Below are 14,986 nucleotides of genomic sequence, written 5' to 3'. Positions count from 1 at the left end.
CGCACTCAGTAGCGCATGCCCATGCGGTCGCGGACCTCATCGAGGGTTTGGACCGCCTGCTCGCGCGCACGCTCCGTGCCCGCGCGCAGCACCTCGAAGAGGTAGTCGGGATTCGCCTCGAGCTCGGCGCGACGCGCCCGCACCGGTTCGAGATGAGCATTGAGGGCGTCGGCGCACATCACCTTGAGCGTCCCCGCGCCCTTATCACCGATCTCCTCGGCGATGTCCTCCGGCGCGCGGCCGGTACATTCAGCAGTAATGGTGAGGAGGTTCGAGACCTCGGGGCGATTGTCGGGATCGAACGTAATGAGGCGCTCCGAGTCGGTCTTAGCCTTCTTGATCTTCTTCGCCGTTTCCGCGGCGGTCATCTTGAGCATGACCGTGTTCCCACGAGACTTCGACATCTTGTCGCCGTCGAGACCGAGAATGACAGCGGCCTTCGAGAGCAGCGCATCAGGCTCCGGGAAATACTTTTCGCCGCCGGCGAAGCGCTCGTTGAAGCGTCGCGCAATGAGGCGGGTCTGCTCGATGTGCGGGAGTTGATCCTTGCCAACCGGAACGAGATTGCCGTGGCAGAAAAGGATGTCTGCCGCCTGGTGGACGGGGTACGTGAGCAGCAAGCCGCCCATCGCGCTCTTGCCCGCAGCCTGCATCTCCGACTTCACGGTGGGATTGCGCTCGAGTTCCGGCTGCGTCACGAGCGAGAGAAACGGGAGCATGAGCTGGTTGAGTTCGGGAACACCCGAATGCGCGAAGATCGTTGCGCGCTCAGGATCGATGCCCGCAGCGAGGTAGTCGGTGAGGAGCTCGCGCACCGAGCCCTTGATATCCCCCGCGACGTCACGATCCGTAATCACCTGGTAATCAGCGACGAGGATCCAGGTTTCTACCCCCTGCTGCTGAAGGCGAACCCTGTTCTTGAGCGTGCCGAAATAATGGCCTATATGCAGAGCACCCGTGGGGCGATCTCCGGTGAGCATGCGAAAGACCGACGGGTCCTTCGCAAGCTGTTCCTCAACCTGAGCGTTGCGCTTGAGCGCCGCCTCGTAGGTCTTATTGGGAATGTCGGCGATATGGGTCGTGGGGGCAGAGTCGGTGGTGTTCACGCCTTTAAGCCTATCGTGTTCGCGGGCGGTGAGGTGGTTTGCCGAACCACGAGCTCGGGACGGACAACGTAGACGGCGCGAGGGGCTTGCCTCGACTCCCCCGTTGCACTGCTCACGCTTCGTATGGCGGTACGCGCGATGGCCGGCACCGGTTGGCGAATTGTTGTAAGCGCGGGAGTATGGTGCGCCGCGAGCGGAATATCGTCGTACCCCACGACCGACATGTCCGCAGGCACTTGGAGCCCAAGATCACGAATCGCTGCGATTGCCCCGAGCGCCATTTGATCACTCCCGCACACCATGGCCGTGCATCCTTGGTCGTAGAGCTCAAGTGCGGCCTGGTAACCACCCGCAAACGAAAAATCGGTATAAGCGACGCATCCGAACTCGTGGGGCCAGTGCTCCTCGAACGCCGCAACCTTGCCGCGTACCGGCCACGAGTGCTCGTCGCCAACCGCGAGGCCCACGCGCACGTGACCGAGGTGCCGCAAGTGCTCGAGCGCGAGAAAGACCGCTTTCGAATCATCGGTGCTGATGAAACTCGCGTCCAGCCCGGGGCGCACCCCGTTAATGAGGCAGAGCTTGATGCCGCGTTCGGCGCACGCGATGTAGTGATCGATGCTCGTTTCATCGTGCGCGTGCTGACCCGAGACAAGAACGATCCCGCGCGCGCCGGCGCGTATGAGGCGCTCCATGGAGGCGGCTTCTTGCGCCTCGCTTCGCGCGTTGATGCTCACGAGAGTCTCGAGGTCCGCGGCGTAGGCCTCAGCTTCGAGCCGCTCGAGAAAGAGCGGGAAGATCGGGTTTTCCATGTTGGGCATGACAAGGCCTACGAGAGGCGCCGCGTCATCGATTGCACCGTCGGTACGACCGAGCAGGCGCGCGACTGAAAGAACCTTGTCGCGAGTTGCAGCGTTGACACCGGGTTTGCCCGCAAGGACGCGCGACACGGTTGCTTCACTCACGTGCGCTTTGCGCGCTATATCGATGAGTCGCACCTTCGCCATACGGTCCCTCCAGGGCCAAAAGTGTCGCGCGTGGAGCGGCGTCCACATTGATAAACCATGCGCGCGAGCTGAATTATCGAACTGCAAGTTTCTTGCGATCTTTCTGATATTTTTGCACAACTTTCGCTTTCGCGCTACGGTGAAAGCACGACATACCCCCGTCGCCCCGCGCCTACGCGGGTCCACCATTTCAAAGGAGAACACGGTGAAGATTCGCCGCAAGACTTTCCTCGCTGCAAGCGCAGCAACCATCGGCGCTACTGCCCTCGCCGCATGTGGCGGCGACAAATCGGGCTCGAACTCCTCGGGCGCTTCGGACGGCGGCGCGAGTGGCGACGAGTCCAAGGCCCCAGAACGTGCCGACGCCGACCTCGTCATCTGGACCGATGAGAAGAAGGCCAACTCCCTCAAGGACGCCGCAGCCAAGTGGGGCGAGGCAAACGGCATGACCGTTGCCGTGCAGATCGTGGCGACCGATCCGCAGGCGAACTTCATCACCGCGAACCAGGCCGGCAACGGCCCTGACATGATCCTCGCGGCCCACGACTGGATCGGCAACCTCATCCAGAACTCCGCCATCACCCCGGTTCAGCTGAGCGCGAAGGCAACCGAAGCCATCGACGAAATCGGCATGAAGGCCGCAACGTACGAGGGCCAGGTGTACGGCCTCCCCTACGCCGTCGAAACCCTCGCCCTCTACTCGAACAATGCCCTCACGGACGTTCCCGAACCCAAGACGATCGAAGAGCTCGTTGAGGCAGGCAAGGCCTCGGGCGCCGAGGACATCCTCTCCCTCCCGATCGGTGAGGAAGGCGATGCCTACCACATGGAGCCCCTTTACACCTCGGGCGGCGGCTACCTCTTCGGCAAGACCGCCGAGGGCGACGCGGACCCCTCCGACATCGGCGTGGGCAAGGAAGGCTCGATCGCGGCGGGCGAAAAGCTCAAGGAGCTCGGTGCAGCGGGAGTCCTCAAGACCTCGATCACGGTCGAGAACTCGATCGCGCGCTTCACCGAGGGCAAGGCCGCCTACCTCATTTCGGGCCCTTGGGCTATTGCCGACATCGAAAAGGCCGGCATCGACTACACGATGAGCGAAATCCCCGGCTTCGAGGGCATGAACCCCGCCGAGCCGTTCGCGGGCGTCAACCTCTTCTTCGTTGCCGCCAACGGTAAGAATGCGGTCAACGCTCAGACCTTCATCCAGTCGATCGCCGAGGACACGACCGTGATCGAGGAAATGTTCGCGATCAACACCCTTCCGCCCGTGCACAAGGAGCTCCAGAAGAAGCTCGGCGCCGATCACCCGAACATCGTGAAGAACGCTGAGCTTGCGACGAAGGCGCTCCCTATGCCCGCGATCCCCGCCATGGCCGCTGTGTGGCAGCCGCTCGGAATCGCCCAGGCCAACATCGTCAAGGGCGCCGACCCCAAGGACGCCATGGAGTCCGCAGGCGAACAGATCAAGTCGCAGATCTGATCCCCGCGGGAGACTTCCCCTTGACACTCACGCGTGCGGGTGGGGGCGCACGGCTTCGGCCGCCGCCTCGTCCGCGCGCGTGACCCCTTACTTCGCCCCTTTAGGAAGGGTCCACGCCCATGACCGCAACGGATGCGCCCGCGTTCAAGGAACGCTCCACGTCGCTCTTGCCCCTTATCCTCAAAATCGTCTTCCTCGGCGCGGTTCTCGCAACCGCGTGCTGGCTTGTGCCCGTGCTGATCGGCCTCAAGCTGTGGATGTGGCTCGCGATCACCATCGTCGTCACGATCGCGATTTTCTGCATCTACTCGACTAAACGCTTCATCCCCGCGAAGTACATCTTCCCGGGAACGTTCTTCCTTCTGATCTTCCTCATTACGCCGATCCTCCTCACCGTGAACTACTCGTTCACGAACTACGGTGACGGCACGCGCGGCACGAAGGAACAGGCGATCGCAGCTATCACCGGGAACTCCGTCAAGGAGGTTGAGGGATCGACCCGCTTCAACGCGTCCGTCGCCACGACCGGTACGGCAACCGACGGTCCCTTCGAGCTGTACCTCGTGGACCCTGAGACGGGCGATATTTTCAAGGGAAGCGCCGAAACTCCTCTCGAGAAGGTTGACCCTTCCGAGGTCAAGGTCGAAAACAAACGCGTGGTTGAAGCCGGCGATAACGTCACCATGCTGACCAACGATGAGATCAACAAGGCGGGCAAGAAGATTACCGAAATCGCCGTCGAGAAGAGCGATACCGAGGCGATCCGTCTGCTCACGCCAAAGTTGGCATTCGAGGGCACCAAGGTCATGCGTTATGACGAGGCGTCCGACACGATCACGAATTCCGAAACGGGCGAGACCTGGTCGATCAAGAAGGTCGGAAGCAGCGAGAAGTTCGTCAGCGACAAGACGGGGCAGGCGCTCTCACAGGGCTGGCTCCAAGGCGTCGGTCTCGATAACTACGCGCGCCTGTTCACGAATGGCAAGATCGGCGCGCAGTTCTTCAAGGTGTTCCTGTGGACCCTCGCGTTCGCATTCCTGAGCGTCGCTACGACGTTCATCTTGGGGCTTTTCCTCGCGCTTGTCCTCAACGACGACCGTCTCAAGGGCAAGCGACTGTACCGTTCCTTCCTGCTCCTTCCGTACGCGGTCCCGGGCTTTATCTCGCTGCTCATCTGGTCGAACTTCTACAACAAGGACTTCGGTCTCATCAATAACTTGCTCCACCTCGACATCAACTGGCTCGGGGATCCGACGATGGCTAAGGTCGCGGTGCTGCTCACGAACCTCTGGATGGGTTTCCCCTACATGTTCATCATTTGCACGGGTGCTCTCCAGTCGATTCCGGAGGACATCAAGGAGGCCGCCCGCATCGATGGCGCGAGCCGCTTCCAGACAACGGTTCGGGTCATCGCCCCGCTTCTGCTCGTCGCCGTTGCGCCCCTGCTCGTGTCGTCGTTCGCGTTCAACTTCAATAACTTCAACGCGATCCAGTTGCTTACGGGTGGCGGCCCGTTCGGCCAGGGCGAATACACGGCCGGCGGAACCGACATTCTCATTTCGATGATTTACCGCATCGCGTTCGGCGGTTCCGGCGCCGATTTCGGCTTCGCCTCGGCGGTGTCGGTCGCACTGTTCTTCATCACGGGTCTTCTCGCCGCGCTGCAGTTCCGCGCGACGCGAGTGCTCGAGGACTTCAACTAGGGCGCGCGAGGTAGGAGAAAACAATGTCTAAGAACAATCCTCAAGGCTTCGAGCGTTCCAACAAGATGCCCTTCGGCCGATGGTGCGCCGAAATCGGGTGGCGTCACCTCGTGGGTATTGCCGCGATGATTTTCGCGGCGATCCCGATCCTCTACGTGATCTCTGCGTCGCTCAACCCGCTCGGCACGGTCAGCTCGACCTCGGTGATCCCGACGCAGTTCAGCCTCGTGCATTTCGAAACCCTCCTGAGCGGTGCACGCGGAAACTTCTTGCAGTGGGCCCTGAATACGGTCATCGTCTGCGCGGTCGTCTCGTTCACGCAGATCTTCCTGTCGCTGCTTGCGAGCTATGCCTTCAGCCGAATGCGGTTCAAGGGCCGCCGCGGAGGTCTCCTCGCGCTCCTGCTCGTCATGATGTTCCCGGCGATCCTCTCGATGATCGCGGTGTACACGATGATTGCGGATCTCGGTCAGGCGATTCCGTTCTTCGGTCTCAACTCGCTTCCGGGCTACATCATCGTGATGCTCGGCGGTTCACTCGGCCAGGTGTGGCTCATCAAGGGCTTCTTCGACACTGTTCCGAAGGAACTCGACGAAGCCGCAATCATTGATGGTGCGAGCCACTGGCAGGTGTTCTGGCGCATTCTCGTGCCGACCCTCACGCCGATTCTCGCCACAACGTTCGTGCTGTCCCTCGTGGGTGTCATGAGCGACTTCCTCCTCGGCTCGATCTTCCTCACGGATGACAGCAAGAAGACTCTCGCGGTGGGGCTCTACGGCATGCTCCAGGGCGATCGCTCGAATAACCTCGGCATTTTTGCGGCCGGTGCGGTCATGACGATGGTTCCGGTGATCGCGCTGTACCAGTTCCTCCAGAAGTACATCGTGGGTGGCTCGACCGCCGGCGCAGTGAAGGGCTGATCGCTGCGTGAGGTCGTACGACGAGGACTCGGCCGTGCTTTTGGCGCGCGAACCTTTCCACGACAGCTCGCGCGTTGGGGTTCCCTCCCGGGCCGCGGGGCTCGACGCGTCCGTTCCACTTCGCGTGTGGGTTCCCGATTCGGTGCAGGATCCGACGGTTGTCTTGCGCCAGTTGATGGATGGGGAGCCCAGGTTCGTCACGTGTACACGGGGCGATGCCGACGGTGCCGGGCATTGGTTCGAGGCTGAACTCCTCGCGCGCAATCCGGTGACGAGGTATCGCTTCCTCGTGACGGGGCGCGAAGATGGCAACTCGGTGTACGAGTGGGTTACGGCCGCGGGAATCGCCGATCACGATATCTCCGACGCCCACGATTTTACGTATCTCGCGAGCGGCTCGAAGGCCCCTAAGTGGCTTGAAGGCGCGATCGTGTACCAGGTGTTCCCGGACCGTTTCGCACGTTCGGTCTCGAGCGGGGAACTTCCCGTGCACGAGCTTCCCGAGTGGGCGCTTCCGATGCAGTGGGATGAGCCGTGCGAAGAGAACGGCGAGCGCAACGGTCGTCAGATCTACGGGGGCGACCTCAAAGGCCTCGAAGAGAGGCTTGGCTACCTGCAGGATCTTGGCGTCAGTGTCGTGTACATGTGCCCGGTTTTCCCGGCAGGTTCGGCGCATCGCTATGACGCCTCGACGTTCGAGTTCGTCGATCCTCTACTGGGCGGCAACGAGGCCCTGGTTTCGCTCACCCGGGCCGCTCATGCGCGCGGCATGAAGATCGTCATGGACCTCACGACAAACCACACGGGCAATACCCACGAGTGGTTCGCACGAGCGCAGGCTGACGCGACGAGTGAAGAAGCAGGCTTCTACTTTTTCACCGAGCACCCCGACCGCTACGACGGCTGGCTCGGCATCGATTCGCTCCCGAAGCTCGATTACGAGAGCGCCGCGCTTCGCGAGCGTATGTACGCGAGCGAGAATTCGATCGTTCGCCGCTACCTCGAGCCCCCGTTTAACGTGGACGGCTGGCGCATCGACGTTGCGAACATGACGGGTCGCCACGGCGCGCAGGATCTCACGCACGAGGTTGCCCGCGAAATACGCGAGGCAATGCGAGAGGACACATGGCTTGTCGCCGAGCATTTCCACGATGCCTCAGCCGACCTTGCCGGTGACGGCTGGGATGGCGCGATGAACTACACCGGCTTCACGAAGCCGCTGTGGGCGTGGCTGAGCCCGCAGCATTCCTCGGTGATGTGGCTCGGCCTTCCCATGCGTGTACCGCAGCTTCCCACACGTGCAGTTCTTGCAAGTCTGCGCGACTACAACGCTCAGCTCACCTACGAGGCTCGCCTTCATTCACAAAACCAACTGTGCTCGCACGACACGGCACGCAGCCGCACCGTGTTCGCCGACCCGGATCGCCACGCGGCTGCTCTGGGCGCGCTCGTGGGGTTGCCGGGTATCCCCACCCTTTTCGCCGGGGACGAGCTCGCACTCGAAGGTAACAACGGCGAGCACTCACGCACCCCGATGCCGTGGGGGGCTATCGATGCCGGTGCTCTCCCCGACAAGGCGCAGCGTTGGCGAGAGCTGACGAAGCGAGTTTTTGCGGCACGTCACGCGTTTCGAGCCCTGCGAAGCGGCGGCATGCGCTGGCTACACGCTGGGCGTGACTCTCTGACCTTCATACGCACCGATGAACAAGAGCCGGTTCTCGTCCATCTTGCGCGGGCGGCGCACGACGAGATCGTCCTTCCCGAATCGCTCGTACTTGCTTCCGCCAGCGGGCACGACCGCGCCGCGGTGTGCTCCCCGGGCCTCACTCTCGAGACCGCGGGCTCCACACGTGGCGAGCAGCCGTCGGAACACACACTGACCCTGCGCGCCGAACGCGCGGGCTTCGCCCTCGTGCCCTTGCGATCCCTCACGGCCGCACCTACTCGCGGCCGCTGAGCCGCCCCCCAACTGTTCCCGCCCGCACCTCGTGGGCACCCTGTACAACCCAAGGAGGATTTCCACATGGCCAACGAATGGTGGCGCGACGCCGTTGTTTATCAGGTGTATCCGCGCTCGTTCGCTGACGCAAACGGTGACGGCATGGGCGACTTGCCCGGCATCACCGCCAAGCTCGACTACCTCAAGGACCTGGGCGTCGATGCGCTGTGGCTCTCCCCGTTCTACACGTCCCCGCAAAAGGACGGCGGCTACGACGTCTCGAACTACACCGACGTTGATCCACGTTTCGGCTCGATCAGCGACGCCGACGACCTGATCGCCCGCGCACACGAGCTCGGCATCAAGGTGATCGTCGACATCGTTCCGAACCACTCGAGCGATCAGCACGAGCTGTTCCAGAAGGCCCTTGCGGCAAAGCCCGGCTCGCCTGAACGCGATATGTACATGTTCCGCGACGGCAAGGGCGAAAACGGCGAACTTCCGCCGAACAACTGGCAGTCGATTTTCCACGGCAGCGCCTGGACTCGCGTCACGGAAGCCGACGGTCAGCCGGGCCAGTGGTACCTCCACATTTTCGATACCTCTCAGCCCGATTGGAACTGGGAGAACCCCAAGGTTCACGAACTATTCGAGGGCGTTTTGCGTTTCTGGATGGATCGCGGGGCCGACGGCTTCCGCGTGGACGTCGCGCATGGCATGGTGAAGCCCGAGGGGCTTCCCGATGCGCCAGAGGCCAAGGAAACCGCGATGCTCGATACGGGCGATGACGACGACATCCCCGTGTATTTCGATCAGGACGGCGTGCACGAGATCTACCGCGAGTGGCGCAGGGTCATGAACGAGTACGACGGCGATCGCATGATGGTCGCCGAGGCTTGGGTTCCTAAGAACCGCCAGCACCTCTACGTGCGCCCCGACGAAATGCATCAGATCTTCAACTTCGGGTTCCTGCAGGCCGGTTGGAGCGTCGAGACCCTCACGTCGGCGATCATGGAGCCGCTGACCTTCGCGAATGAAGTTGGTGCCCCCACGACGTGGGTGCTGTCCAACCACGATACGATCCGCCACGCGACCCGCTACGGCTTCGATCACGGCTACCGCTTCGGCGAGGGCCTCTCACGCGAGGAAAACCCCGACTTTGAGCTTGGCGTGCGCCGCGCACGCGCCGCCACGGCCCTCATGCTGGCCCTGCCCGGATCGGCGTACATCTACCAGGGTGAAGAGTTTGGTCTTCCCGAGGTCGCGGACATCCCCGACGAGCTTCGCGAAGACCCTGCCCACAAGCGCGCAGGTGTTCCGGGCCGCGACGGCTGCCGCGTGCCGCTCCCCTGGGAAAAGAATGCTCCCGCCTACGGCTACTCCCCGACGGGCGAGGCGTGGCTCCCCCAGCCCGAGATCTTTGGCGAACTCGCCGCAGACCAGCAGGCTGGAAAGCCCGATTCGACGCTCGAGATGTACCGCACGGCCCTGCGCCTTCGCCGCGAGCTCGAGCTCGGCAAAGGCACAGACGTCACGATCAACGATTCCCTCGGTGAGGGCATCCTCTCGCTCACCTCGGGTCCCATCACGGTGCTCGTCAATACGACCGATCAGGATCACGCCCTTCCCGAAGGAGCCGACGTCGTGTTCGCCTCCGTTCCAGACGCGAAGACCATCCTCGCCGCGAACTCAACGGTGTGGATCAAGAAGTAAGCACCGCCCGCCTGTAGGCGACCGACGCAAAACCGGCAGGCGTCGGACCCGGAACCCACCGGGCCCGGCGCCCGCCTTTTTAACGAAAGTTCTCGGGCGTAAACCCCATGCTGCGCCCCACTGTTTCCGCGGCTTCGCGCACAGCTGGGCAGAGAGTGTCGATTCTTTCCTCCGAGGTCCGGAACGCAGGTGCGGCGAGGAGAAGCGCCCCCACGATCCCTCCGCGGTGATCGAAGATAGGGCTTGCGATACCGACCTCGTCTGCGTTCGAATCGCGATTGTTGACCGCGTAGAGGCGCTCGCGAATCTCGGCGCAATGCTGATCGTAGGACTCTTTGCTCCAGCCGAGTACCGCCGGCTGAACTTCGTCAACTCCCTCGACTTTCAGGCCGGGCTCTCCCCCGCCCCATGCGTGGAAGACTCGCACGGTTGCGTGGGCGAGCGACAGGTAGCGCGTGCCGATCGGGGTGACGTGGCGGATCATTTCGGTGCCCTGCACCTGCTCGACCACGATCGCCTCTACCCCGTCGAATACGCACAGCGACACAGTCTCGCGGGTCTGTTCAGCGAGTTCTTTCATGGTGGGGTACGCGAGCGAGCGCAGATCCAAGTGCGACAGGAGCGGGCCAACGATCGACAAAAGCCCCCAGTTCAGCCGGTATTTTTTCGTCTCAGGGTTTTGCGCAACCATGCGTTCAGCCTCGAGGGTGCGCAGGGTTCGTGACACGCTCGACTTGTGAAGTCCGACGGCCTCCGCAATTTCGGTGACGCCGCATTCGGGCTCGTCGACAGTGAAGCATCGAAGGATCGCAGCGACGGTCGAAATGGTGGAGTTCGAGCGCGGTGCTTGAGGTGCGGTATTCGTGGTCGCTTTCGTCATGACGGTTCCATGTTAATCGCCACGAGAAGTGCCCCGTATCGAGCGGGGCCCTCTCGCCCATCGTGTGGCGAGCGTTATTCCTTCTCGGGAAGCCTCGGGATGTTGGCGGGAATCTCCTCCGGCGGAAGCGGAAGGCCGTGCTCATCAACCGTGAAGTCCTCGGGGCGAACCTCGGGGTCGTTGACCTCACGCTCGAGCAAGCGGGTCTCGCGGTCGCGGTGCCGCAAACGCCTGAAAAGGTTGATGATCATGAGCAGCACCACGAACGAGAATGGGAACGCACCGATGATCGTTCCGGTCTGCACGGTGTCCACAACCGAGTCGGAGCCGAGCGAAAGGAGCACAATCGCGACAACGGCGATCGAGACAACAAGCACGACCCTGAACGCGCTGCTCGCCTTCTTCGGCGCATTCACGAACTCCGCGAGCGCGTACGTGCCTGAATCAAGAGAGGTCACGTAGTAGGTGCCCACGAGGACGGTCGCCACGATAATGAGGATCGTACCGATGAAGGGGATCATGCCAAGCATTTCAAAGAGGCCCGCAGCATTATCGATCCCGACCGCTTCGGTGACAGCACCGCCGCTCTTCTCGTCGTAGAACATCCCGGCCGAGGCGATGATGCCCACCCAGACCATGACGATAATCGACGGCACGATCGTCACCCCGACGACGAACTCGCGGATCGTGCGGCCACGCGAAATGCGCGCAATGAAGCCGGCAACGAAGGGGCTGAATGCAATCACCCAGCACCAGATGAACACGGTCCACCAGCCGTTCCAGCTGTCCTGCCACGAATCGATCGGGGTCATCGTGAGTTCGGGCGCCGTAAAGAAGCTCATAGAAAGGAAGTTGCTGATGAAACTTCCCGAGGTTTGCACAAGGTTCGAGAGGATATAGACGGTGGGTCCGAAAAGAAGCACACCGAGCACGAGAACGACCGAAAGAATCGTGTTGAGCTCGGAAATGCGTTTCATTCCTTTATCCACACCCATGAAGGCGGAGAATGCTGCAAGAACAGCGAACACAGCGATCACGATGAGCCACACCGTATTGCCGCTTTCCAGACTCGTGAGCGAGCTTAGACCCGAAGAGAACTGAATGGCGGCAAACGAGAAGCTCGTTGCAAGACCGAGAACGGTCGCGATGATCGCAAGCATCTCGATGACCACGCCGGCGGGGCGCTGCGCCTTCTTAGGAAGGATGTCGACGGTCGCCTCCCTGAAGGTGAGGGTTTTGCCGAGGTTGTGGTGCGAGTAGGCAAGGCACGCAGCGATACCGCCATAGATCGCCCACGCCGTAAAGCCCCAGTGGAAGTATGTCCACACGATTCCGCCCTCGCCCGGGTTCCCCGTGATCGGGAGGATCGCCGCATCTTCCTTCATCATGATCGGCTGCGCGAGTGACCAGAAAATGAGGCCAATGCCCTGCCCGCAGGCGAAGAGCATCGAATACCACGCGAAAGCCGAGTGCTCGGGCTTTGCTTTCGGACCTCCGAGGCGCACCTTGCCGAGCTTCGAAAACGTCAACCACACGCACAGGGCGACCGCGAGCACCGAGTAGGCGACGAAATACCAGGTCCACCCCGCCGTGATCTGTGTGCGAAGGCCATCGATCACGTTCGCGGTTCCGTCGGGGTTGACGACGACCGCAATGACAACGCACACGATAAGGATCGGTGGAAGCGCCTTAATGATGAGCGAATCGATAGGTGGAATGATCGAACCGCGGAAGCGAGGAAGCTGCACCTCCGTGGTCTGAGTGCTCGGCTCCTCGAGCGAATGCTCTGGCCCAGCCTGATCCGGTTCGGGCGTTCTCGGTCGGGGCATAGTTCTATCCTTCGTTGAGGGCGGACGCTTGTAAGCGCTTAGGTGAGGTTCAGTTCTTGGAGGAGGTCAGCAGCGATAGCAGAGGCCGCTGCACAAAAGAGCCACTCCCCTTTTTCGCGGCTGGCCCCTCGCGGTGACGAGAGGCAGCCCGTTTCGGGCGTACGCCCCGGTACGACGGGGAGACGGTCGAAGCGAGGAAGATCAGCTGCGGGGTGATCGATCATCAGGGATTCATTCACGAGACTCGGGTAAAGGCGCATCATAAGAGCAGTTTCGAGAACACCCCCGTGCTCGATGTCCCATCCCGGGAAGCCGTCGGGATAGACCTTCGCGAGCGTCGCGTCATCTACATAGTCCCAATAGCTAAGTAAGAGCGCGCTGCGCTCGGAGCCCTGCACGATCCCGAGGTCCCGAAGGGCAAGATCCACGCCTTCGTAGAGGAATTGATAGTTCTCATAGTGTCCGTTGACGAACACCACGCTGCTTACCCCCTGCGCGAAAAAACCGCGCGTGATGTCACGTGCGTAGCTCGTGAGAGTCTCGGCATCGAGGCTAATTGTGCCGGGGAGGTGATTACCCCCGCCGGACTTTTGCTGCGATTTATAGCCGTATACGAACGGCTGCGCGACTTTTACCGGGTCAACGTCACCATGCGCCTTGGCGTTGACGAGATCGCACGCTCCGCGTGCCACGGCGTGCGAGAGAAGTGCGTCGGTACCGAGTGGCATGTGGGGGCCGTGCTGCTCGAGAGCGCCAACGGGGATGAGCACGACGGAGCGCCCTCGACACCACGAGGCATAGTCGGGGGCTGCGGTAAAAGCGAGGTCGCGTTCGGGACGTGGGGATACGGCGGTGTCGAGAATAGTCGGGTCGATGTCCACGGTTGGCTCCTGGAAATGGGGCGGGATGAATCGAATCGGGCGCAACTAACGAAAAAGCGTACGCGGCGCGGCCACGATGCGGTGGCCGCACCGCGTGTTAGCTTAAGATGCGAGACTTCAGGCCGGGATGATGTTCTTCTCCGGGCCGTACGGGAACTTCGTAATGTTCTCTACGCCATCTTCGCCGACCACGAGAATGTCGTGCTCACGGTAGCCACCGGCGCCGGGCTCGCCCTCGGGAATCGTGATCATCGGCTCCATCGACACAACCATGCCGGGTTCGATCACGGTATCGATGTCTTCGCGCAGCTCAAGTCCTGCCTCACGGCCGTAATAATGCGAGAGCACACCGAACGAGTGGCCGTAGCCAAAGGTGCGCTTCGGCAAGAGGCCGTAGCCCACGTAAATCTTGTTCAGCTCAGCGGCGATGTCCTTGCACACCGCACCTGGTTTGATGAGCTCGAGGCCCGCCTCGTGAACCTCCACGTTGATGTCCCAGTATCGGCGTGCTTCGGGGCTCGGCTCTCCCACGAAGAGAGTGCGTTCAAGGGCCGTGTAGTAGCCCGAGGTCATCGGGAAGCAGTTGAGCGAGAGAATGTCGCCCGCCTCAAGCTTGCGCGTGGTCGGCCAGTTGTGCGCGCCGTCAGTGTTGATGCCCGACTGGAACCACACCCACGTGTCACGCACCTCGCGATGCGGGAAAGTCTTCGCGATTTCATGCACCATCGCCTCGGTGCCCGCAAGAGCGACCTCATACTCGGTCACACCGGGGCGAATGGCCTCGCGGATCGCCTCACCGCCGAGGTCGGCGATGCGCGCACCATGCTTGATGACCTCAATCTCTTCGGCGCTCTTAAACATGCGCTGGCGCATTGATTCGAGCGAAATATCCACAAGCTCCGCACCATTGAGGGCATTTTCGAGGCGCCCGCGCAGGAGGGTGGGCAGCGAATCGTCCTCGAGGCCCACGCGCTTTGCACTCACGCCCGCGCGACGGAGGGCCTCGCGGATGCCTTCGTAGTAGTTATCGCGGTTCCAGTCGGTATACACGATGTTGTCACCGTAGCTCGTGCGCCACGGCATGCCCGCATCGATATTGGCGGAGATCGTGCACGTGCTCTCCTGCGTCACGACGAAGGCGTAGTGCCGACCGAAGTACGTGAAGAGAAAGTCGGAGTAGTACTTGATGCCGTGGAAACTCGTGAGCACAACAGCGTCGAGGTCCTTTGCGGCCATGATGTCCCGAAGACCGCTGATGCGGCGTTCCATTTCAGCGTCGGAGAAGGTGAGCTTCTGCTTTTCGCCATTCTGGATGGTCTTGAGGGCTTCGAGTTCGGATACGGAGGTAGCGGGTTTCTCAGTCATGGAGTTCTCCTTAATTCACGCGAAGTCTCGCGGATCGGTACGCAGCGCTGCGTATGTGCGATCGCGCGAATGCGCTGCGTTGAGCATCGTGCGATCGGCGCGGCCGGAGCCCGGCTGCTGTGCTCAAGGGCGCCGGGGCTATCACGTCACGAGGATCTATCTC

11 protein-coding genes are annotated in these 14,986 nt (G+C 61.8%); 5 read left to right on the top strand and 6 right to left on the bottom strand.

Going from position 1 to position 14,986, the window contains the following annotated elements; translation table 11 throughout:
- Positions 1-5 precede the first annotated feature (5 nt).
- Entirely contained in the window at positions 6-1,106 is a 1,101-nt protein-coding gene (gene trpS, locus HMPREF1484_RS06765; RefSeq protein ID WP_016664290.1) for a tryptophan--tRNA ligase, read from the bottom strand.
- Positions 1,103-2,113: a LacI family DNA-binding transcriptional regulator gene (locus HMPREF1484_RS06760; RefSeq protein ID WP_016664289.1), complete on the bottom strand. Its 1,011-nt coding sequence runs from the start codon at positions 2,111-2,113 to the stop codon at positions 1,103-1,105. The genes trpS and HMPREF1484_RS06760 overlap by 4 nt, the downstream gene beginning before the upstream one ends.
- Before the next feature lie 205 nt (positions 2,114-2,318).
- On the opposite strand from HMPREF1484_RS06760, the gene HMPREF1484_RS06755 reads away from it, so the two are divergent.
- The 5 genes from HMPREF1484_RS06755 to HMPREF1484_RS06735 all read left to right on the top strand — a co-directional run bounded on the left by HMPREF1484_RS06755 (position 2,319) and on the right by HMPREF1484_RS06735 (position 9,868).
- The gene (locus tag HMPREF1484_RS06755) at positions 2,319-3,593 is read left to right on the top strand and encodes an extracellular solute-binding protein (protein ID WP_016664288.1); all 1,275 of its coding nucleotides are present in this window, start codon (positions 2,319-2,321) and stop codon (positions 3,591-3,593) included.
- A gap of 119 nt (positions 3,594-3,712) precedes the next feature.
- Positions 3,713-5,296: an ABC transporter permease subunit gene (locus HMPREF1484_RS06750; protein ID WP_016664287.1), complete on the top strand. Its 1,584-nt coding sequence runs from the start codon at positions 3,713-3,715 to the stop codon at positions 5,294-5,296.
- A gap of 23 nt (positions 5,297-5,319) precedes the next feature.
- A complete protein-coding gene (locus tag HMPREF1484_RS06745; RefSeq protein ID WP_016664286.1) occupies positions 5,320-6,216 on the top strand; it encodes a sugar ABC transporter permease in 897 nt (298 codons plus the stop codon).
- A 7-nt stretch (positions 6,217-6,223) separates the two neighbouring features.
- The gene (locus HMPREF1484_RS06740) at positions 6,224-8,173 is read left to right on the top strand and encodes an alpha-amylase family glycosyl hydrolase (RefSeq protein ID WP_147594904.1); all 1,950 of its coding nucleotides are present in this window, start codon (positions 6,224-6,226) and stop codon (positions 8,171-8,173) included.
- A 66-nt stretch (positions 8,174-8,239) separates the two neighbouring features.
- Complete coding sequence (locus HMPREF1484_RS06735) at positions 8,240-9,868, top strand: glycoside hydrolase family 13 protein (RefSeq protein ID WP_016664284.1); 1,629 nt, start codon at positions 8,240-8,242, stop codon at positions 9,866-9,868.
- Between the two features lie 79 nt (positions 9,869-9,947).
- Here HMPREF1484_RS06735 and HMPREF1484_RS06730 read toward each other — a convergent pair whose 3' ends face one another.
- The 4 genes from HMPREF1484_RS06730 to HMPREF1484_RS06715 form a co-directional block, all read right to left on the bottom strand.
- Entirely contained in the window at positions 9,948-10,748 is an 801-nt protein-coding gene (locus HMPREF1484_RS06730) for an IclR family transcriptional regulator (protein ID WP_016664283.1), read from the bottom strand.
- Positions 10,749-10,822: 74 nt separating this feature from the next.
- Complete coding sequence (locus HMPREF1484_RS06725) at positions 10,823-12,577, bottom strand: BCCT family transporter (protein WP_016664282.1); 1,755 nt, start codon at positions 12,575-12,577, stop codon at positions 10,823-10,825.
- A 38-nt stretch (positions 12,578-12,615) separates the two neighbouring features.
- Positions 12,616-13,458, bottom strand: a complete 843-nt coding sequence (locus tag HMPREF1484_RS06720; RefSeq protein ID WP_016664281.1) for a creatininase — start codon at positions 13,456-13,458, stop codon at positions 12,616-12,618.
- Positions 13,459-13,575: 117 nt separating this feature from the next.
- Complete coding sequence (locus HMPREF1484_RS06715) at positions 13,576-14,823, bottom strand: aminopeptidase P family protein (RefSeq protein ID WP_016664280.1); 1,248 nt, start codon at positions 14,821-14,823, stop codon at positions 13,576-13,578.
- Positions 14,824-14,986: the final 163 nt, after the last annotated feature.

The sequence above is a fragment of the Dermabacter sp. HFH0086 genome, from assembly GCF_000413375.1.
GTDB lineage: Bacteria > Actinomycetota > Actinomycetes > Actinomycetales > Dermabacteraceae > Dermabacter > Dermabacter hominis.
The sequence above is the reverse complement of the archived record's forward strand: the minus strand, read 5'-3'. Positions and strand labels throughout refer to the sequence as shown.